The sequence below is a fragment of the Vibrio alginolyticus NBRC 15630 = ATCC 17749 genome, from assembly GCF_000354175.2.
Taxonomy (GTDB): domain Bacteria; phylum Pseudomonadota; class Gammaproteobacteria; order Enterobacterales; family Vibrionaceae; genus Vibrio; species Vibrio alginolyticus.
In genome coordinates, this window is the sequence record NC_022349.1 from 3,235,287 (window position 1) to 3,255,966 (window position 20,680).

At 45.0% G+C, this 20,680-nt stretch carries 20 protein-coding genes; 13 read left to right on the plus strand and 7 right to left on the minus strand.

Annotated elements, in window-relative coordinates:
• Window positions 1-46 precede the first annotated feature (46 nt).
• Window positions 47-550, plus strand: coding sequence for a DUF4442 domain-containing protein (locus tag N646_RS14855; protein ID WP_017819954.1), 504 nt, complete (start codon window positions 47-49; stop codon window positions 548-550).
• 52 nt (window positions 551-602) lie between these two features.
• Here N646_RS14855 and fldA read toward each other — a convergent pair whose 3' ends face one another.
• The 3 genes from fldA to N646_RS14870 form a co-directional block, all read right to left on the minus strand.
• Window positions 603-1,136 (minus strand): flavodoxin FldA, encoded by a 534-nt coding sequence (fldA, locus tag N646_RS14860; protein WP_005382146.1) that lies wholly within the window; start codon window positions 1,134-1,136, stop codon window positions 603-605.
• Between the two features lie 48 nt (window positions 1,137-1,184).
• Window positions 1,185-1,406 (minus strand): DUF2788 domain-containing protein, encoded by a 222-nt coding sequence (locus N646_RS14865; RefSeq protein WP_005393038.1) that lies wholly within the window; start codon window positions 1,404-1,406, stop codon window positions 1,185-1,187.
• A 112-nt stretch (window positions 1,407-1,518) separates the two neighbouring features.
• Window positions 1,519-2,286 (minus strand): alpha/beta fold hydrolase, encoded by a 768-nt coding sequence (locus N646_RS14870; protein WP_017819953.1) that lies wholly within the window; start codon window positions 2,284-2,286, stop codon window positions 1,519-1,521.
• A gap of 92 nt (window positions 2,287-2,378) precedes the next feature.
• Here N646_RS14870 and seqA point away from each other — a divergent pair, with 92 nt between their 5' ends.
• Entirely contained in the window at window positions 2,379-2,921 is a 543-nt protein-coding gene (gene seqA / locus N646_RS14875) for a replication initiation negative regulator SeqA (protein ID WP_005382149.1), read from the plus strand.
• Window positions 2,922-3,013: 92 nt separating this feature from the next.
• Window positions 3,014-4,660, plus strand: coding sequence for a phosphoglucomutase (alpha-D-glucose-1,6-bisphosphate-dependent) (gene pgm / locus N646_RS14880; RefSeq protein WP_005382154.1), 1,647 nt, complete (start codon window positions 3,014-3,016; stop codon window positions 4,658-4,660).
• 61 nt (window positions 4,661-4,721) lie between these two features.
• Here the strand turns inward: pgm and N646_RS14885 are convergent, their stop codons facing one another.
• Window positions 4,722-5,495 (minus strand): DUF1853 family protein, encoded by a 774-nt coding sequence (locus tag N646_RS14885; RefSeq protein ID WP_017819952.1) that lies wholly within the window; start codon window positions 5,493-5,495, stop codon window positions 4,722-4,724.
• A gap of 231 nt (window positions 5,496-5,726) precedes the next feature.
• On the opposite strand from N646_RS14885, the gene N646_RS14890 reads away from it, so the two are divergent.
• Entirely contained in the window at window positions 5,727-6,485 is a 759-nt protein-coding gene (locus N646_RS14890) for a Nif3-like dinuclear metal center hexameric protein (RefSeq protein ID WP_005382162.1), read from the plus strand.
• Between the two features lie 91 nt (window positions 6,486-6,576).
• Here N646_RS14890 and N646_RS14895 read toward each other — a convergent pair whose 3' ends face one another.
• Complete coding sequence (locus tag N646_RS14895; protein ID WP_017819951.1) at window positions 6,577-7,866, minus strand: citrate synthase; 1,290 nt, start codon at window positions 7,864-7,866, stop codon at window positions 6,577-6,579.
• Between the two features lie 396 nt (window positions 7,867-8,262).
• On the opposite strand from N646_RS14895, the gene sdhC reads away from it, so the two are divergent.
• The 8 genes from sdhC to sucD all read left to right on the plus strand — a co-directional run bounded on the left by sdhC (window position 8,263) and on the right by sucD (window position 17,972).
• On the plus strand, window positions 8,263-8,655 hold the full coding sequence (gene sdhC, locus N646_RS14900) for a succinate dehydrogenase cytochrome b556 subunit (protein WP_017634811.1): 393 nt from the start codon (window positions 8,263-8,265) through the stop codon (window positions 8,653-8,655).
• The gene (gene sdhD / locus N646_RS14905) at window positions 8,649-8,993 is read left to right on the plus strand and encodes a succinate dehydrogenase, hydrophobic membrane anchor protein (protein ID WP_005382169.1); all 345 of its coding nucleotides are present in this window, start codon (window positions 8,649-8,651) and stop codon (window positions 8,991-8,993) included. Before sdhC ends, sdhD begins: the two co-directional genes overlap by 7 nt.
• Window positions 8,994-10,760 carry a succinate dehydrogenase flavoprotein subunit gene (gene sdhA, locus N646_RS14910; RefSeq protein WP_005382172.1) on the plus strand — a complete coding sequence of 589 codons (1,767 nt, stop codon included), beginning with the start codon at window positions 8,994-8,996 and terminating at the stop codon, window positions 10,758-10,760. It begins immediately after the preceding gene.
• Window positions 10,761-10,775: 15 nt separating this feature from the next.
• On the plus strand, window positions 10,776-11,486 hold the full coding sequence (locus tag N646_RS14915; RefSeq protein WP_005382174.1) for a succinate dehydrogenase iron-sulfur subunit: 711 nt from the start codon (window positions 10,776-10,778) through the stop codon (window positions 11,484-11,486).
• Between the two features lie 171 nt (window positions 11,487-11,657).
• The gene (sucA, locus tag N646_RS14920; protein WP_005382176.1) at window positions 11,658-14,483 is read left to right on the plus strand and encodes a 2-oxoglutarate dehydrogenase E1 component; all 2,826 of its coding nucleotides are present in this window, start codon (window positions 11,658-11,660) and stop codon (window positions 14,481-14,483) included.
• Window positions 14,484-14,511: 28 nt separating this feature from the next.
• Window positions 14,512-15,720, plus strand: coding sequence for a 2-oxoglutarate dehydrogenase complex dihydrolipoyllysine-residue succinyltransferase (odhB, locus tag N646_RS14925; RefSeq protein ID WP_017819950.1), 1,209 nt, complete (start codon window positions 14,512-14,514; stop codon window positions 15,718-15,720).
• Between the two features lie 213 nt (window positions 15,721-15,933).
• The gene (gene sucC, locus N646_RS14930; RefSeq protein WP_005382179.1) at window positions 15,934-17,100 is read left to right on the plus strand and encodes an ADP-forming succinate--CoA ligase subunit beta; all 1,167 of its coding nucleotides are present in this window, start codon (window positions 15,934-15,936) and stop codon (window positions 17,098-17,100) included.
• The gene (gene sucD / locus N646_RS14935; protein WP_017819949.1) at window positions 17,100-17,972 is read left to right on the plus strand and encodes a succinate--CoA ligase subunit alpha; all 873 of its coding nucleotides are present in this window, start codon (window positions 17,100-17,102) and stop codon (window positions 17,970-17,972) included. The genes sucC and sucD overlap by 1 nt, the downstream gene beginning before the upstream one ends.
• 119 nt (window positions 17,973-18,091) lie before the next feature.
• Here sucD and znuB read toward each other — a convergent pair whose 3' ends face one another.
• On the minus strand, window positions 18,092-18,877 hold the full coding sequence (znuB, locus tag N646_RS14940) for a zinc ABC transporter permease subunit ZnuB (RefSeq protein WP_005382183.1): 786 nt from the start codon (window positions 18,875-18,877) through the stop codon (window positions 18,092-18,094).
• On the minus strand, window positions 18,870-19,658 hold the full coding sequence (gene znuC / locus N646_RS14945; RefSeq protein ID WP_005382185.1) for a zinc ABC transporter ATP-binding protein ZnuC: 789 nt from the start codon (window positions 19,656-19,658) through the stop codon (window positions 18,870-18,872). The genes znuB and znuC overlap by 8 nt, the downstream gene beginning before the upstream one ends.
• Before the next feature lie 78 nt (window positions 19,659-19,736).
• Here znuC and znuA point away from each other — a divergent pair, with 78 nt between their 5' ends.
• Window positions 19,737-20,624: a zinc ABC transporter substrate-binding protein ZnuA gene (gene znuA / locus N646_RS14950; RefSeq protein ID WP_017819948.1), complete on the plus strand. Its 888-nt coding sequence runs from the start codon at window positions 19,737-19,739 to the stop codon at window positions 20,622-20,624.
• Window positions 20,625-20,680 lie beyond the last annotated feature (56 nt).

Here is a 20,680-nt window from a genome sequence, read left to right on the forward strand (position 1 = left end):
CAGTTACAATTGTGTAACATTAAGCTTGGAGAGGGCAGGGATAGCGATGAATAGGCGACTAGCGAAGATATACAAACCAGGAATTGTAAAGTTCGCACTCAATATTTGGCCTCCTTTTTGGGGGGCGGGTATTAAAATCTTACATATTTCTCAAGACTTCCGTACTGTAAAGGTACGTTTAAAGCTTCGCTGGTGGAATAAAAATGCCAATCGCACCCAATATGGCGGCAGTATTTTCTCTTTAACTGATCCTATTTACTCGTTGATGCTGATGGGGATTCTACGAGAGGAATATTATGTGTGGGATAAAGAGGCAAGCATTAACTTTATTAAGCCGGGGCAAAGTGATTTGTTTGCAGAATTTGAGGTCACTGAAGGGATGCTGGAAAACATTTATCAAATGACACGGAATGGAGAAAAGTGTTTTCCTGAGTTTATTATTCATGTAAAAGATAAACAGGGGAATGTGGTTTCAGAGGTTCAACGCAAGCTTTATGTAAGAAAGAAACCTCAGTATCGCGAAGAGGAAGTACTTACCGATGCTGTGTGACAATACATACAAAAAGACCTCCAAGTGGAGGTCTTTGCATCATTCAATTTGATTAGCCTTCTAGCTCCGCTAAACACATCTCTTCATAGATCTGTTTAACCCAGCTTTCAACACGCTCGTCAGTCAATTCTGGTTGGCGGTCTTCATCAATACATAGACCTACGAATTGGCTTTCGTCACCTTCAACAAGTGCTTTAGACGCTTCAAATTCGTAGCCTTCTGTCGAGGTATGGCCAAGAATTGTGCCGCCTTTAGATTCAACGATATCACGGACTGTGCCCATCGCGTCACAGAAGTATTCTGCGTAGTCTTCTTGGTCGCCACAGCCAAAGATAGCCACTAGCTTAGTAGAGAAGTCGATTTGCTCAAGCTCAGGGAAGAAGTCATCCCAATCACATTGTGCTTCGCCGTAGTACCAAGTTGGGATACCTAGAAGAAGAAGATCGAAGTTATCAATGTCTTCTTTGCTGCTTTTCGCGATGTCTTGAACGTGAACTAGATGTTTACCTAGTTGCTTTTGAATCATCTTTGCAACGGCTTCAGTATTACCTGTGTCGCTACCGAAGAAGATACCTACACTTGCCATAGAGTCTATACCTTTACATTGTTTGTTATTGGCGATGTTACTAAGGGTTTAACCTAACCCTGAGCCTTCCCAAGTTAGCTGAATTACACCTTTTGCAATAAAGCCAGCACAGCCTAGGAAAAGGACTAACCACACAATACGACGACCAAAAACAGGTACATTGCCTTGCTTTAGCACATCTTTTATCGCCATCCCGATGAAAAAAAAGATAGCAGCAAAAAGAAGATCGAGCCCAATAGACTCGAGCATATCCATATAGTCGTAAAGCATTTTAGCCCTTCATGCCGAAAAATCTTGGGCGCACTATACCACTGTTAAACGGTAAAGTTAATGCACTACAAGAAGGGTTATTTCAATAATCTAGTGTTGCTTTTCGAATTTGTTAACTCGAAATGTATTTTCGAATGACTCTCATTACTTCTGTCGGTTTCTCGGCGTGTAACCAGTGACCAGTGCCAGCGATAATGTGTGCTTTAGCATGGTTAAATTGTCGCTTCACTGCCGGCTGATGTTCTGGCATTAAGTAGTCAGAGTCGCCGCCTTTGATAAATAAAGTTGGGATATCTGTTGGTGTGATTTCTTGCCAGCCAATAATTTGGTCATAATTCTCAAAAAGGCTCGGTACGTTAAACCGCCAATCCATCTTATCGCCATTTTTGTACAGTGATTTAGAGAGAAATTGTCTTACACCATCGAGTTCAATATGTTGAGCTAGGATATCCATGGCTTGCTGTCGATTTGCTGGTTTTTCATTAATAACAGCATGTAAGCCGTTAAAAACATTATCGTGACGGTTCGTAGTGTAGGCTACAGGCGCCATGTCGAGAACGACTAACTGCTTGACTACATTTGGCGCAATGTCCACAAGAGCCATCGCGACTTTTCCGCCCATGGAGTGACCAATAACAATAGATGGCTCAACGTTTAAGTGCTGAAGGAGCTGAGCCACATCTTTTGCCATATCGGTATAGTTATGGACTTCGGAGTGGAAAGAGAGGCCGTGATTTCTCAGATCAATACTGATCACCGTGTGATCTTTAATAAGATCGCGGGCGAGTAGACCCAGATTACTTAAACTACCAAACAATCCGTGAATCAAAACAACTGTTTGGCCTTGGCCTTCCTGCTTATAGTTGAGTAATGCTGACATTTTATCTTATTCGTGATGGGTTTAACGTGGAGTATCCGCGTGGATCTCGTTATAATCCCCCAGAGTTTAAACATTGAGAATGTGAAAAGCGAATGAAAACAATTGAGGTTGATGAGGATCTATACCGTTATATAGCTAGTCAAACTAAGCATATCGGTGAAAGCGCCTCGGATATTTTGCGACGCCTTTTAAACCTTGATGGTCAGTTGCAGGAAGCTAAAGCCGCGCCTGTAGTAGAGAAGCCACAAGGGATTGTAGTAAGTAAAGATGCGGGTAAAACGGAATCTGTTGATGTAGTGAAAGAAATGCGTTCGCTGCTTATTTCTGATGAGTTTGCCGGTCTAAAAAAAGCGATTGATCGCTTTATGTTGGTATTATCGACCTTACATAAATTGAATCCAGAAGGTTTCGCCCAGGCTACGAATGTAAAAGGACGCAAACGCGTGTACTTTGCAGATAATGAAGAAACCTTGCTAGCAAACGGTAATACGACCAAGCCAAAAGCCATTCCTGGCACACCGTTTTGGGTTATCACGAATAACAATACAAGTCGTAAAAGACAGATGGTTGAACAAGTGATGGCACACATGGGGTTCCAACCTGACTTAATAGAAAAAGTAACAGGTTCAATCTAAGAAACCTGATAGAAGCCTCATAATGCGTCGCAGTGAGCGGATATTATGAGGCTTTTTTAATTTTATTTGTATTGAAAGAAAGGATGTCAAACATGGCTATGCACCCTCGTGCTGGGCAAAAAGCGCAGCAGGAAGATCTTCACAATATCCCAGCACTCGTTGCTAACTACTTCTTACTTCAACCAGACGCGGCAAACGCAGAACACAAAGTTCAATTTGGTACTTCTGGCCACCGCGGTACTGCAGACAAGCACACTTTTAACGAAAACCACATTTTAGCGATCGCTCAAGCGGTAGCAGAAGTTCGTGCTGAGCAAGGCACAATTGGCCCGTTGTTTGTGGGTAAAGACACGCATGCGCTATCTGAGCCTGCTTTCTCAAGTGTGATTGAAGTACTGATTGCAAACGGTGTGAAAGTGATTGTCCAACAAGACAACGGTTACACGCCAACACCGGGTATTTCACACGCGATTCTGACTTACAACATCAAACACGATGAAAAAGCAGACGGTATCGTTATTACCCCATCACATAACCCACCACAAGACGGCGGTATCAAATACAATCCGACACATGGTGGTCCTGCAGAAGCTGAGTTGACTCAAGCTATCGAAGATCGTGCGAACGAATTGATTGCTGAAGGTTTACAAGGTGTTAAACGCCTACCACTAGCAGAAGCAAAAGCATCGGATCTGTTTGTAGAGATGGACTTGGTGAAGCCATACATTGATGACCTGGTGAACGTTATCGATATGGAAGCAATCCAAAAAGCGAACCTGAAGATTGGTGTAGATCCATTGGGTGGCAGCGGTATCGATTACTGGCGTCAAATTGGTCAGGCATACAACCTAGACCTAACGCTAGTAAGTGAATCTATCGATCCTTCTTTCCAATTCATGTCGCTAGATAAAGACGGCGTTGTGCGTATGGACTGTTCTTCTCCTTACGCAATGGCGGGTCTATTGGCACTGAAAGACGAATACGATTTAGCATTTGGTAACGATCCTGACTACGACCGTCACGGTATCGTTACGCCAAAAGGTTTGATGAACCCGAACCACTTCTTAGCCGTTTGTATTGACTACTTGTACCGTCATCGTGACGAGTGGGGTAAAGATGTCGCTGTTGGTAAAACACTAGTTTCAAGTGCGCTGATTGACCGTGTTGTTGCGGATCTAGGTCGTGAGCTATGTGAAGTGCCTGTTGGTTTCAAATGGTTTGTAGACGGTCTGTACACTGGTAAGTTTGGTTTCGGCGGCGAAGAAAGTGCTGGTGCGTCTTTCCTTCGTAAAGATGGCACGCCTTGGTCAACAGACAAAGATGGCATCTTGCTATGCCTTCTAGCAGCAGAGATCACTGCGGTAACGGGTAAGAACCCACAAGATTACTATGAAGAGCTAGCGGCGAAGCACGGTGAGTCGAAGTACAACCGTATTCAAGCTGTAGCAAATGGCCCACAAAAAGACGTATTGAAGAAGTTGTCACCAGAAATGGTTGCGGCTGAAACTCTAGCAGGTGATGAGATCACTGCTCGTCTAACGCATGCACCAGGCAATGGTGCTGCGATTGGTGGCCTTAAAGTAACGACAGCTAACGGTTGGTTCGCTGCTCGTCCATCAGGCACAGAGGACATCTACAAGATTTACTGTGAAAGCTTCAAAGGTGAAGAACATCTGAAACAAATCGAAGCTGAAGCACAAGAGATCGTTAATCAAGTGTTTGCAGCCGCTGGTTTGTAAAACATCCAATGGTCAATGTATCTAGCAAAGGGTTGATGTGAAAACATCAACCCTTTCATGTTTAAGTGCCCCGAACCGCTTTATCTCCGGGCCATGAATCTGGTACCACAAACCAGAATTGACCGTCTTCCGTTTGTGCGTGTATGAATCGATCTAAAGGCTTTTCAATAGGTTGAGAGAAATCGTCTGTACCGATCGCCCAGCATGGTTTATGTAAATGATAAAGGGGTTTACCAATTAAATCCCATTGACTTTGATAGCACCAGTAACCACTAATCTGACTTGGATTTAATTCATAACCCAAGCACTCCTTAGGGGGTGGCTCTGGAGTAAACGGATTGATATAGAGTCGTCCTTGCATCATTAGGCGCTCTTGTGGGGCGTCGTTTAACGGAATTATTTTTTGAAATTCCGGGCGATCGCTCATTTTCAATTGATGAGTAAGCATTCTATTCAGTTTTGTATGCAGCTGGTCGTGAGCATTCGGACCATACCAAACGCCGTTATAAAGAAGATAAAACTTAATCGCCACTTCCCAGTGTTCTATTTGATTTGATTCTGTATTCCGCAACACCAAATCGACAGCACCAATGGTCTTACCTTCCGCGTCGTTTAACTGAATTTCTTCGGCAATAATCTGATATCGTTCTGAATTAGAAAGAGCCGCAGTGCATAGGTGCTGATATAAAAAACCCAGCCTCGGATTACCATTGTATTGTTCTGAGCTATTCAAAGGTTTGACCGAGACATCTTCTAAGGTTGCAAACGGAGGGGTTAACTTGAAAAGCGGAGGTGAAGTGGCGATCCATTGGTAAAAGCGTTGCAGTTGGTTCATCCGTATCCCTAAATTTATGGTGAGGCGACAAGCTTTGTTATTGTAACTAAATTTGCTTTTGAGGGTAGGGTGGCTAGCATCGATATTAGGGTTCGAGATACACTTTAAAGACCTAAATGATATCAAGGTGCCAGATGTCAAAACGTTGTTGTATCAACTAGGTTGCACTCTTTCGTCTGATTCCATCGAGAGGTTATTTAGGTTTACATGCGCTAGAAATTGGAAGTAATAATGAATAACTTAAAGTTAGAACAGATTCTTAATGACAAACTGTCACCGCAGTTAATTAAAGATTACGCACCAAATGGGTTACAGGTAGAAGGGAAATCAGCGGTAAAGCGTGTTATCACTGGCGTAACCGCCTCTCAAGCCTTAATCGATAAAGCGATTGAGCTTAATGCAGACGCATTGCTTGTTCATCATGGCTATTTTTGGAAAGGTGAGCCTGAGCCAATTCGTGGCATGAAAGGTAAACGAATTCGTAGCCTGATCAAAAATGATATCAACTTATATGGTTATCACCTTCCTCTAGATATTCATCCAGAGCTAGGCAACAACGCTGAATTAGCTCGCTTACTTGAAATCGAAGTAGAAGGTGGGCTTGAAGGGCACCCTCAGTCAGTTGCTATGTTTGGGCGCTTGAAAAAGCCGATGTCTGGTGTTGAATTTGCGAGTAAGATCAACCAAGTTCTTGAAAGAGAGCCTCTGCATATCGCTCCAGAGAATACTGATAAGATGATTGAGACAGTCGGCTGGTGCACTGGTGGAGGGCAGGATTTCATTGAACTTGCTGTACAGCACGGGCTGGATGCATTTATCTCTGGAGAAATTTCAGAGCGCACCACTTATACCGCTCGTGAAATGGACATTCATTACTTTGCTGCAGGTCATCATGCTACTGAGCGTTATGGTGTTCAGGCCTTAGGCAAATGGCTAGCGGATGAATACGGCCTACATGTGGAGTTTATCGATATAGATAATCCGGTTTAACGTTCGCTATTCGTAACGTTAAGTGCTGAAAAGAAAAAGGGTTGAGACGAAAATCTCAACCCTTTTGTTTGTCTATCTTCGTACTAAAAGATCATTCACGTTCGTGAAGTGGAGAAAACTCACGTTGTGTTTCGCCAGTGTATAGCTGACGAGGACGACCAATGCGGTTCAGTGGATCGCTATGCATTTCGTTCCAGTGAGCAATCCAGCCGATGGTACGAGAAATCGCGAAGATAACCGTAAACATAGAAACTGGAATACCAATCGCTTTAAGAATGATACCTGAGTAGAAGTCTACGTTCGGGTACAGCTTCTTAGACACGAAGTACTCATCAGAAAGCGCAATGCGCTCAAGTTCCATTGCAACGTCTAGCAGAGGGTCTTGAATGTTTAGCTCTTTGAGAACTTCATGACACGTTTCGCGCATTACTGTCGCACGTGGGTCGTAGTTCTTGTAAACGCGGTGACCAAAGCCCATTAAGCGGAATGGGTCATCTTTGTCTTTCGCGCGGTCTACATATTCAGGGATCTTATCGACGCTGCCAATCTCTTCTAGCATTCTCAAGCAGGCTTCGTTCGCACCACCGTGAGCAGGTCCCCAAAGGGATGCAATACCAGCGGCAATACATGCAAATGGGTTCGCACCAGAAGAGCCAGCTAGACGTACAGTTGATGTCGACGCATTCTGTTCGTGATCCGCGTGTAGAGTGAAAATCTTATCCATCGCACGGGCAACCACAGGATTTACTTCATACTCTTCGCAAGGGTTTGCGAACATCATATGCAAGAAGTTCTCTGCGTAGCTAAGGTCGTTACGAGGGTAAATAAATGGCTGACCGATAGAATATTTGTAACACATCGCCGCCAGTGTTGGCATTTTTGACAGCAGGCGGTACGCTGCAATTTCGCGGTGTTCGTCGTTGTTAATGTCAAGAGAGTCGTGATAGAAGGCTGCAAGTGCTCCAACTACACCACACATTACCGCCATTGGGTGAGCATCGCGTCGGAAGCCATGGAAAAAGCTTGCGATTTGCTCGTGTACCATTGTGTGACGAGTAACGGTCGTTTTGAATTGCTCGTATTGTTCTCGGGTAGGGGCTTCACCATAAAGAAGGATGTAACATACTTCTAAGTAATCTGCGTTATTGGCTAATTGATCAATCGGGAAACCGCGGTGCAAAAGAATACCTTTGCCGCCATCGATGTACGTGATTGATGATTCACAAGATGCAGTGGCAAGAAAACCTGGGTCAAAAGTAAAGTAACCATTGGCTCCCAGCTTACGAACGTCAATTACAGGTGTACCTAGCGTACCGTCCATAATTGGCAGTTCGATTGGCGCTTGACCTTCAACATGAAGGGTCGCTTTCTTATCCGCCATAACAATCTCCTTTGTTTATTATTTAATCCGTCCAGGATGTTTATGTGCCATTTTTGTACTGTTGTTAAAGCTTAAAGTCAATTTTTCTCCATCTTTGTGTGCACTTGTTATGATTTTTCTCATGAAAATCGTTAAAAATCTGTTCTATGTAGCATAATTTGTTACACCAATTGTATTAGAATGTTGCTCGCCGTATATTGGCAAAGAAAATTTTAGTTAAATCCTTATAAATTCGGGGCTAGAAACAAAGAGTGAGGTTTGTTGCTGGATTCCGTTTGTTAACAAATCGTTTACAATTATCTGGGTGGTTACTCGCGATATTTGTTAAGTAGATGTTAACTTTTGTACGTTTGGAAGCTGAAATTGGTTATAACAATAAATGCTCAATGGAGCTGAGTGAGCAAGCCCGTGAAAGAAAGAAAGTCAAGACCTGTTAATTTAGATTTACAGACCATCCACTTTCCTATCACAGCAATCGCATCCATCCTACACCGTGTGTCTGGGGTAATTACGTTTGTTGCGGTGGGTATATTACTGTGGTTACTATCCATTTCTCTGTCATCCCCAATGGGTTTTATGGAAGCCGCTGACATCGTCGATAGCTTCTTCGTAAAATTCATCCTGTGGGGAATTCTTACTGCACTTGCCTACCACATCGCAGGTGGTATCCGTCACTTATTGATGGATCTGGGTCACTTTGAAGAACTAGATTCAGGCACGATGAGCGCTAAAGTCGCGTTTGGTGCAACAGCAGTATTATCATTATTGGCGGGGATCTTGGTATGGTAAAACACGTATCTTCATTTGGTCGTAATGGTGTACACGATTTCCTACTAATTCGTGCAACTGCAATCATTATGACGCTATACACGATTTATCTGATTAGCTTCTGTGCATTTTCAGATATCTCTTACGCATCTTGGACCCAATTCTTTGGTGGTACCTTCACTAAAGTATTCACCATGTTGGCACTTGTCTCGATCCTGATTCACGCTTGGGTTGGTTTGTGGCAGGTATTAACTGATTACATTAAGTGCGCGAAACTACGTGGCGCACTACAACTTGGTGTTATTGCCGTTCTATTCGGCTATGTCTTCTCTGGTCTATTTATTCTGTGGGGTGCGTAAGTGTCTATTCCAGTTCGTGAGTTTGATGCCGTAGTAATCGGCGCTGGTGGTGCAGGTATGCGCGCTGCACTACAAATTTCAGAACAAGGCCTATCATGTGCTTTGTTGTCAAAAGTATTTCCAACACGTTCTCATACTGTGTCTGCACAGGGTGGCATTACTGTTGCTCTGGGTAACTCGCACAAAGACGATTGGCAATGGCACATGTACGATACCGTTAAAGGTTCCGACTACATCGGTGACCAGAACGCGATTGAATACATGTGTAAAAATGGTCCTGAGTCAGTTATCGAGCTTGAAAAAATGGGTCTTCCATTCTCTCGTTTCGATAACGGTACCATCTACCAACGTCCATTCGGTGGTCAATCTAAAGAGTTTGGTGGTGAGCAGGCTGCTCGTACAGCCGCTGCTGCAGACCGTACTGGTCACGCACTTCTTCACACGCTTTACCAGCAAAACGTAAAACACAAAACAACCATCTTCTCGGAGTGGTACGCTTTGGATCTTGTGAAAAACCAAGACGGCGCAATCATGGGTTGTACTGCGATTTGTATGGAAACGGGTGAAATCTGTTACTTCAAATCGAAAGCGACCATTCTAGCTACAGGTGGTGCAGGTCGTATTTACGCATCGACCACTAACGCGCACATCAACACGGGTGATGGCGTTGGTATGGCGCTTCGCGCAGGCGTTCCAATGCAAGATATGGAAATGTGGCAGTTCCACCCAACAGGTATTGCTGGCGCGGGTGTTCTAGTGACGGAAGGTTGTCGTGGTGAAGGTGGTTACCTTCTAAATAAAGATGGTGAACGCTTCATGGAACGTTATGCTCCAAACGCGAAAGACCTTGCTGGTCGTGACGTGGTTGCTCGTTCAATGATGATTGAAATCCGTGAAGGCCGCGGTTGTGATGGCCCTTGGGGTCCACATATCAAGTTGAAACTTGATCACCTTGGTAAAGAAGTACTTGAATCACGTCTACCAGGTATCTGTGAACTGTCTCGTACATTTGCACACGTTGACCCAGTGAAAGAGCCAATTCCAGTAATTCCAACTTGTCACTACATGATGGGTGGTGTACCTACTCAAGTCTCTGGCCAAGCAATTAAGCAGAAGGCCGACGGTAGCGAGATGGAAGTTCAAGGCCTTTACGCATGTGGTGAGATTGCTTCTGTATCGGTACACGGTGCTAACCGTCTTGGCGGCAACTCATTACTAGACTTGGTCGTATTTGGTCGTGCCACTGGCTTGCACCTTGGCGAAACGCTAGCAGCGCAAGCGGAAGCTCGTCCTGCAACAGAATCTGATATTGAAGCGTCTCTAGCGCGTACTATGCGTTGGGAAAACAGCACTGGTGGTGAAGATCCAGTTCAGATTCGTAAAGACCTACAAGCATGCATGCAAAACAGCTTCTCGGTATTCCGTGAAGGCGATGCGATGGCAACCGGTCTAGAAGAGTTGAAAGTGATTCGCGAACGTTTGAAAGATGCACATCTAGCGGACAAGTCTTCAGAGTTCAACACGCAGCGTATTGAGTGTCTAGAACTTGATAACCTGATGGAAACCGCGTTTTCAACTGCCGTTGCAGCAAACTACCGTACAGAGAGTCGTGGCGCACATGCTCGTTTCGATTTCCCTGAGCGTGATGATGAGAACTGGCTATGCCACTCTATCTACAATCCGGAAACAGAAGCGATGACTAAGCGTGATGTGAACATGACGCCAACGCATCGTGAAGCTTTCCCGCCGAAAGTACGTACATACTAAAGGGAGGATACGACTATGAAATTAAACTTCTCTTTATACCGTTACAATCCGGATGTGGATACTAAGCCTTACATGAAAGAGTATACCCTTGAGGTAGACGAAGGCTCAGACATGATGGTGCTTGATGCATTGATTCTGCTAAAAGAGCAAGATCCAAGCATCGCGTTCCGTCGCTCATGCCGTGAAGGGGTATGTGGTTCTGATGGTTTGAATATGAATGGTAAAAACGGCCTAGCGTGTATCACACCGTTATCTGCTCTACAAGGCGATAAGATAGTTATTCGTCCACTACCAGGGTTACCTGTCGTGCGCGATCTTATCGTTGACATGACGCAGTTCTATGATAACTATGCGAAAGTTAAACCGTTCTTGATTGATGATGGTGCATTACCACCATCACGTGAGAATCTACAATCGCCTGATGACCGTGCGCATTTAGATGGATTGTACGAATGTATCATGTGTGCATGTTGTACAACGTCTTGCCCATCATTCTGGTGGAACCCTGATAAATTCATCGGCCCAGCTGGTCTTCTCGCAGCGTACCGTTGGCTAATTGATAGCCGCGATACGGCAACAGATGAACGTTTGTCTGATCTTGATGATGCATTTAGCGTTTTTCGTTGCCATGGCATCATGAATTGTGTAAGTGTTTGTCCTAAGGGATTAAATCCGACGAAAGCCATCGGTCACATTAAGTCGATGTTGGTTAATCGTTCGGTTTAATTTACTCGCTCTTAGGAATGTCGCAGTGTTGCGGATCACCCGATATGACCGCTTCACTGCTTCAGTAATATTCGAGTAAAGAATACAAAAATTGCCGACCGTATTTTTAGTCGGCTCTTATAGCTCGGCAAAGACCGAAGCAAACGTGAAAACTACTGGTTAAGGGAAAATATGCACAACGGCGTGATGAAGGCATGGCTCGAGTCTTCACACTTGGCTGGCGCCAATGCAACGTATGTAGAGGACCTCTACGAACTGTATCTAAGTGATCCCGATCTGGTAAGTGAGGAGTGGAAACGTGTTTTTGAAGGCTTGCCTAAGCCATCAGAAGAAGTGGCAGAACAACCACATTCACGTGTCCGTGACTACTTCCGACGACTCGCTAGAGAAACAAAGCATTACAATGTCCAAGTTAGTGACCCAGATGTCGATGCAAAACAAGTAAAAGTTCTACAGCTAATCAACGCATACCGTTTCCGCGGGCATGAAGCTGCAGAATTAGACCCACTAGGTCTATGGCAACGCCCAACAGTGGCGGAGTTAGACCCTGCTTTTCATAATCTTACCGAAGATGACTTCGAAGAAACTTTCAACGTAGGTTCTTTTGCTGTTGGGCAAGAAACCATGAAGTTGAAAGATATCTATGAAGCCCTCAACAAAACTTATTGCGGTTCCATCGGTGCTGAATACATGCACATGACTGACACAGAGCAAAAGCGTTGGATTCAGCAACGCCTTGAGTCTGTCGTAGGCCAGCCATCATTCAACAAAGATGAGAAGCGCACATTCCTAGAAGAGCTAACAGCCGCTGAAGGCTTGGAGCGTTACCTCGGGGCGAAATTCCCAGGTGCAAAACGTTTCTCTTTAGAAGGTGGTGATGCGCTGATTCCGATGACGAAAGAGTTGATCCGTCATGCGGGTACAAGTGGAATGCGTGAAGTGGTTATCGGTATGGCTCACCGCGGTCGTTTGAACATGCTGGTGAACGTACTTGGTAAGAAACCTCAAGACCTGTTTGATGAGTTCGCCGGTAAACACGACGAAACTTGGGGTACGGGTGATGTGAAATATCACCAAGGTTTCTCTGCTGATTTTGCGACTCCTGGCGGTGATGTTCACTTAGCACTTGCATTTAACCCGTCGCACCTAGAAATCGTAAACCCAGTAGTCATGGGCTCAGTTCGAGCACGTCAAGATCGCTTGGGTGATAATCAAGGTAGCAAAGTGCTTCCTATCACCATCCACGGTGATTCTGCAATCGCTGGTCAGGGTGTGGTTGCCGAAACGTTCAACATGTCTCTTGCTCGTGGGTTCCAAGTTGGTGGTACGGTACGTATCGTCATCAACAACCAAGTAGGCTTTACGACGTCTAATCCTCGTGACACGCGTTCTACGATGTACTGTACCGATATCGCGAAGATGGTGCAGGCGCCAATTTTCCATGTAAATGCAGATGACCCAGAAGCAGTTGCTTTTGTTACTCGCATTGCATTGGATTACCGTAACGAGTTCAAGCGCGATGTCGTGATCGATCTTGTATGTTACCGTCGCCACGGCCACAATGAGGCGGATGAGCCAAATGCGACTCAGCCTTTGATGTACCAGAAAATCAAAAAGCATCCTACACCACGCAAATTGTATGCAGATGTTCTGATCGATAAAAATGAATCAGATATCGAGACAGCGACTCAGTTAGTCAATGAGTATCGCGATGCATTAGATCGCGGTGAAGTGGTTGTTAAAGAATGGCGTCCAATGGCGTTGCACTCTGTAGACTGGTCCCCTTACTTAGGGCACGAATGGGATATGGAGTGGGATTCAAAATACGACAAGACACGCCTTATTGAGCTAGGCAATCGTCTGTGTCAGTACCCAGAAAGCCATAAACTGCAAAGCCGTGTTAATAAGCTATACAACGACCGTCTAGCAATGATGACCGGTGAAAAAGCCATTGACTGGGGTATGGCTGAAACATTGGCGTATGCTACATTGGTTGACGATGGCAAGCGTATTCGTCTTTCTGGTCAGGACTCGGGTCGTGGTACTTTCTTCCACCGTCACTCGGTTCTTCATAACCAAACCGATGCAAGCACTTACATTCCATTAGCGAATATTCATGACAACCAAGGGCCATTCCAAGTCTTTGACTCAGTATTGTCAGAAGAAGCTGTGTTGGCGTTTGAATACGGTTACGCAACAGCCGAACCAGGTGGTTTAACTATCTGGGAAGCACAGTTTGGTGATTTTGCCAACGGTGCACAAGTTGTTATCGACCAGTTTATCTCGTCAGGCGAGCAAAAGTGGGCGCGTTTGTGCGGTCTTACTATGCTTCTACCTCATGGTTATGAAGGTCAAGGCCCTGAGCACTCATCTGCACGTTTAGAGCGTTACCTTCAGCTTTGTGCTGAGCAAAATATGCAGGTTGTGGTTCCTTCAACACCGGCTCAGGTGTACCACATGATTCGTCGTCAGGTTGTACGCCCAATGCGTCGACCTCTCATTGTTATGTCGCCGAAATCTTTGCTGCGCCACCCTCTATGTACTTCAACGATTGAAGACTTGGCGGATGGTACATTCCAATCTGCAATTCCAGAAGTAGATGATTTAGAACCAAGCAAAGTGAAACGTGTCGTGTTCTGTGCTGGTAAGGTTTACTTTGACCTACTAGAGCAGCGCCGTAACAACGAGCAAGACGATGTTGCTATCGTGCGTATTGAACAGCTTTACCCATTCCCAATGGAAGAAGTACAAGCAGCAATTGCTCAATACACTAACGTTGAAGACTTCGTGTGGTGTCAGGAAGAACCTCAGAACCAAGGTGCTTGGTACTGTAGCCAACATAACTTCCGTGCCGCTATTCCTGCAGGTGCAAATCTTAAATACGCAGGTCGCCCAGCTTCTGCTTCGCCAGCAGTTGGCTACATGTCGGTGCACTTGAAACAACAAAAAGCGTTGGTTGAAGACGCTCTGAACGTGAACTCAAAAACTTCGAATTAAGAACTAGAAGTTAAAGGAAGAAACAGATATGACAATTGAAATTCTGGTTCCAGATTTACCTGAATCAGTTGCTGATGCAACCGTAGCGACATGGCACAAACAACCAGGCGACGCAGTAGAGCGTGACGAGGTTTTGGTTGACATCGAAACAGACAAAGTTGTGCTAGAAGTTCCAGCTCCGGAAGCTGGCGTTTTAGAAGCTATTGTTGAAGCAGAAGGTGCGACAGTACTTTCTAAACAAATCATTGCTAAATTGAAGCCAGGCGCAGTTGCAGGTGAACCAACTGCAGACAAAACAGAAGGTACTGAAGCATCTCCTGATAAGCGCCACAAAGCTGCGCTTAACGAAGAAAGTAATGACGCATTAAGCCCAGCAGTGCGCCGTTTATTGGCTGAACATGGCTTAGAAGCAAGCCAAGTGAAAGGCACTGGTGTTGGTGGTCGTATTACGCGCGAAGATATTGAAGCGCATCTTGCGAACGCTAAATCTGCGTCAAAAGAAGACTCGCCAGCAGTGGTAGACGTGCCGGCAGCGGCTCGCAGTCAGAAGCGTGTTCCAATGACTCGCCTTCGTAAGACAGTTGCTAACCGTTTGCTAGAAGCGAAGAACAACACGGCAATGCTAACGACGTTTAACGAAGTGAACATGAAACCAATCATGGACCTTCGTAAGCAGTACAAAGATCAGTTCGAAGAGCGTCACGGTATTCGTTTGGGCTTCATGTCTTTCTACGTGAAAGCAGTAACAGAAGCGCTTAAGCGTTACCCAGAAGTAAATGCTTCGATTGATGGCGATGACATTGTTTACCACAACTATTTCGACATTAGCATGGCGGTATCAACGCCACGTGGTCTAGTTACACCTGTCCTAAAAGACTGTGACAAGCTTGGTTTCGCTGATGTTGAAAAAGGCATCAAAGAACTGGCTATCAAAGGTCGTGATGGCAAGCTAACGGTAGACGAGCTAATGGGCGGTAACTTCACTATCACAAACGGTGGTGTGTTCGGTTCACTAATGTCTACACCAATCATCAACCCACCTCAATCAGCGATTCTTGGTATGCATAAGATCCAAGAGCGTCCGATGGCAGTGGATGGCAAAGTTGAAATCTTGCCGATGATGTACCTAGCGTTATCTTACGATCACCGCCTAATTGACGGTCGTGAATCAGTTGGTTTCCTAGTAACGATTAAAGAGTTACTAGAGGACCCAGCACGTCTCCTATTAGACGTTTAATATCGCTAAAACGTCTAGTTATCGTAGGTAGCTAGACGTTAAAAATTTCAATGGCTAGACTAGCTCAACGTTTGGCCTTCATTTGAATCCTTCAGTATGAGAACTCATGATGAAGGATTGATTTGAGAAGACCCTACAGACGTACAAGCAGCCAAGACTGCAGCGTTATGGAAATAATAAATCCCTTAAGGGAAAAACAAACGGAATATCGAAATGAATTTGCATGAATACCAAGCCAAACAGCTGTTTGCAGAATTCGGTTTGCCTGTGCCAGAAGGCTACGCGTGTGATACACCACAAGAAGCTTTTGAAGCCGCAGGCCGTATCAGTACAGCCAAGAAAGTAGTTAAATGTCAGGTTCACGCTGGTGGCCGTGGTAAAGCGGGTGGCGTAGAGCTACACGATACAAAAGAAGGCGTTAAAGAGTTTGCACAGAAGTGGTTAGGTAAAAACCTAGTAACTTACCAAACAGACGCAAATGGTCAGCCAGTAACAAAAATCCTTGTTGAAGAAGCTTCAAATATTGCGAACGAACTATACCTAGGTGCGGTAGTTGACCGTGCTAGCCGTAAGATCGTTTTCATGGCTTCTACCGAAGGTGGTGTGGAAATTGAAAAAGTTGCGGAAGAAACGCCGGAACTCATCCACAAAGCAGCAATTGACCCACTAGTAGGTCCACAAGCTTACCAAGGTCGTGAGCTAGCGTTCAAACTTGGTCTTGAAGGCGACCAAATCAAACAATTCGTTAAGATCTTTATGGGCCTTGGCACTATGTTTTCTCAGTACGATCTTGCTCTGCTAGAGATCAACCCACTTGTGATTACTGGTGAAGGCAACTTGCTATGTCTTGACGGTAAGATCAACATCGACTCAAACGCACTGTACCGTCAGCCTAAGCTTCGTGAAATGCACGATCCTTCACAAGAAGATGAGCGTGAAGCACACGCAGCTCAGTGGGAGCTGAACTACGTAGCACTAGACGGTAACGTTGGCTGTATGGTTAACGGTGCAGGCCTAGCAATGGGTACGATGGATATCGTAAACCTACACGGCGGCAAACCAGCTAACTTCTTAGATGTAGGTGGCGGCGCGACGAAAGAGCGTGTTGCTGAAGCATTCAAGATCATCCTATCTGATGACAATGTGAAAGCGGTACTTGTTAACATCTTCGGTGGTATTGTACGTTGTGACATGATCGCAGAAGGTATTATCGGCGCGGTTAAAGAGGTAGGCGTAAGCGTACCTGTTGTTGTTCGTCTTGAAGGCACTAACGCTGACCTAGGTCGCGAAGTTCTTGCTAATTCTGATGTTGATATCATTGCTGCTGAGTCGCTAACTGATGCTGCTCAGAAAGTTGTTGCTGCTGCGGAGGCTAAATAATGTCTGTATTAATTAACAAAGACACTAAAGTAATCTGTCAGGGGTTCACTGGTGGTCAAGGTACTTTCCACTCAGAGCAAGCTATCGCATACGGTACGCAAATGGTTGGCGGTGTGTCTCCAGGTAAAGGTGGCCAAACTCACCTAGGTCTTCCTGTATTCAACACAGTTCGTGAAGCAGTAGAAGCGACTGGTGCAACAGCGACAGTCATCTACGTACCAGCTCCTTTCTGTAAAGATGCAATCCTAGAAGCGATTGACGCGGGTATCGAGCTAATCGTAACGATTACTGAAGGTATCCCTACTACAGATATGATCGACGTGAAAGTGAAGCTAGAAGAAACTGGCGTTCGCATGATTGGTCCTAACTGTCCGGGCGTTATCACTCCTGATGAGTGTAAGATCGGTATCATGCCTGGTCACATCCACAAGAAAGGCAAAGTAGGTATTGTATCTCGTAGCGGTACTCTAACTTACGAAGCAGTTAAACAAACCACTGACGAAGGTTTCGGCCAGTCTACTTGTGTTGGTATCGGTGGTGACCCAATCCCGGGTTCAAACTTCATTGATATCCTAAAACTGTTCCAAGAAGACCCTGAGACAGAAGCGATCGTTATGATCGGTGAGATCGGTGGTACTGCAGAAGAAGAAGCAGCAGCATACATTAAAGAAAATGTAACGAAGCCAGTGGTTTCTTACATTGCTGGTGTAACTGCACCTTCTGGTAAGCGTATGGGCCATGCTGGTGCGATTATCTCTGGTGGTAAAGGTACTGCTGAAGACAAATTTGCTGCACTAGAAGCGGCTGGCGTTAAAACTGTGAAATCTCTAGCAGAGATTGGCCAAGGTCTACGTGAAGTGACGGGTTGGTAATCGACCACACTACTTAATAAGTATTAAAAAGCCTGCGATTTCGCAGGCTTTTCTTTTTCCGTTTCCGTGGGTTTATGTTTGTTGTTAGCAAGGTCTTTCGCGTTTAATACTCAATGCGATTATGCTTTGCTTTTAATCAGCTGGCTCAGCATGAATAAGGATGTTGCGCTGATCACTACGGAAGGGCCGGCCGGTGTATCGAAGTGCCATGATAGGCTAAGCCCCATCAGTACTGCCACTGAGCCAATAATGGATGCGAACAATGCCATTTGCTCTGGTGATGAAGAGACTTTACGTGCTGTTGCTGCTGGGATAATTAGGAGCGAAGTCATGATCAACGCGCCAACGAACTTCATACCTACTGCGATTACTACACCCACCATTAGCATTAACACCAATCTAACTAAGTCTGTATTCACGCCCTCAACAGCGGCAAGTTCTTCACTAACAGTGCTAGAAAGCAGTGGGCGCCAGAAGACGTACAAACACGCACTTACCGCAACAACACCTGCGTAAATAAACATCAGATCTTGTGGAGAGACGGCAAGTAAGTCCCCAAATAGGTAGCTCATTAAATCGACGCGCACGTTTTCCAAAAAGCTAACCGATACTAAACCGATAGAGAGTGCACTGTGTGCCAAGATACCTAACAACGTGTCTGTAGCCACAAGTTGTTGCTTTTGCAGAGTGACAAGCAAAACGGCCAGAGCTAAACAGCAGACGAGTAGCGCAAGGTAGAGATTTACGTTGAGCAAGAAGCCCAGCGCTAGGCCCATTAACGATGCATGAGCTAGGGTATCTCCGAAGTAAGCCATTTTACGCCAAACGACAAATGACCCAAGTGGACCGGCAATGATCGCGATACCAATACCAGCAAGAATAGAAGGTAGGAGAAACTCAATCATGATGGTGATGTCCGTGTTTATGGTGGGAGCATGATGTCGCATCACCGCTTACTGGCGTTCCGGATAAATCGTGATGATGGTGCTCATGGTCGTGATGATAAAACGCGAGAGACTCTCTCGCTGCATTGCCAAATAGTGCGATGTAAGAAGGGTGCTGAGTAATAGTGGCAGGTGAACCTGAGCAGCAAACATGGTGATGCAGACAAATAACATCGTCCGTTTTCGCCATCACTAAATGTAAGTCATGCGACACCATAAATACGCCACAATCAAAGCGATGACGAATGCTCTCAATTAAGTCATAGAGATCGATTTGACCTTGGATATCCACACCCTGAGCTGGTTCGTCTAATACCAACAGCTGAGGACGCTGAAGCAGAGCGCGAGCCAGTAACACTCGTTGGTTTTCACCACCGGATAAGCGATGCATATTACTATTAAGTAAATGTTCAGCGCCAACAAGCCTTAATGCATCAATGCACTCTTGCTTACTGTATTTTCCTGCTAAATTTAGAAAGCGGGTTACATTCAATGGAAGGGAGTCATTGAGCTTCAACTTTTGAGGAACGTAACCAATTTTCAGTTTTCTTTGTCGGTTCAACTTGCCGCTAGTCGGCTTTTGAAGACCTAAGATAACTTTGACTAACGTTGATTTTCCCGCTCCATTGGGACCAATTAGGGTAGTTATTTTGCCCTTTTCTAATTCCATACTAATGTTATCGAGAACTCTGCGGCCATCGAACTCGACGCATAACTGCTCAAGATGGACTAAGGAAGACATGAATGAAACTCATTTGCAAATCAATAATGTTATAATGTAACATTATCTCACTTTCCACGCCATATCCCAAGTAAAACTATGAAAAGAGCATTAATTCTTGCTGCCTCAGCAATGTTAACACTGCCAGCACAGGCGGTAACGGTACTGACGAGTATCAAACCTATTCAGTTGTTAGTAACAGAGCTTACTCAAGGAGTAACTTCACCAGACGTGTTATTGCAGCCTAACACATCACCCCATGACTACGCTTTGCGTCCATCGGATGTTAAAAAGGTCGCTTCGGCTGATTTGGTTATCTGGTACGGACATGATCTTGAACCGTTTCTAGAGAAAGTTGTTTCGGATAGATCGAATACTTTGACTATTAGTCAAATTCCAAATCTAGAATTGCGTGAATTTGATAGTGAGCACAACCATGACCATGATGGGCACGATCATGGCTCACATGATCCGCACTTTTGGCTAGGTGTAAGCCAAGCACAACAAGTGGCCAAGGCTGTTGTGAATCAACTTGTATCACTTGATCCGGAAAATGCAGCTCAATATCAAGCGAACCTCAAAAAGTTTGAACTCGAGCTAAAAGACACTGACCAACAGATAAAGCAGAAGCTGGCACCAGTAAAAAACAAAGGTTACTTTGTATTCCATGATGCTTACGGTTATTTCGAAGATCGTTATGAACTAAATCAAATGGGGCATTTTACTGTGAGCCCAGAGCGCAAGCCAGGAGCGAAGACCTTAATTCAAATTCGTCAAAAGCTAAGTGGTGGAGATGTGGCTTGTGTATTTTCTGAACCTCAGTTTACCCCGGCTGTCGTTCAGAGCGTAATGAGAGGCAGTGACGTCGCTAAAGGCGAGCTTGACCCGTTAGGGAGTACAATTGAAGCAAAACCTGGCAGTTACTTTACTTTTCTCAACAATATGGCGAATAGTTTTGAGCAATGCTTGAACAAAAAGTCAGATTAAGTGCTGTCGTAATGTAGGAGTAGTCTTTTTAACGTGATCCAGTAGTAAGAATTACA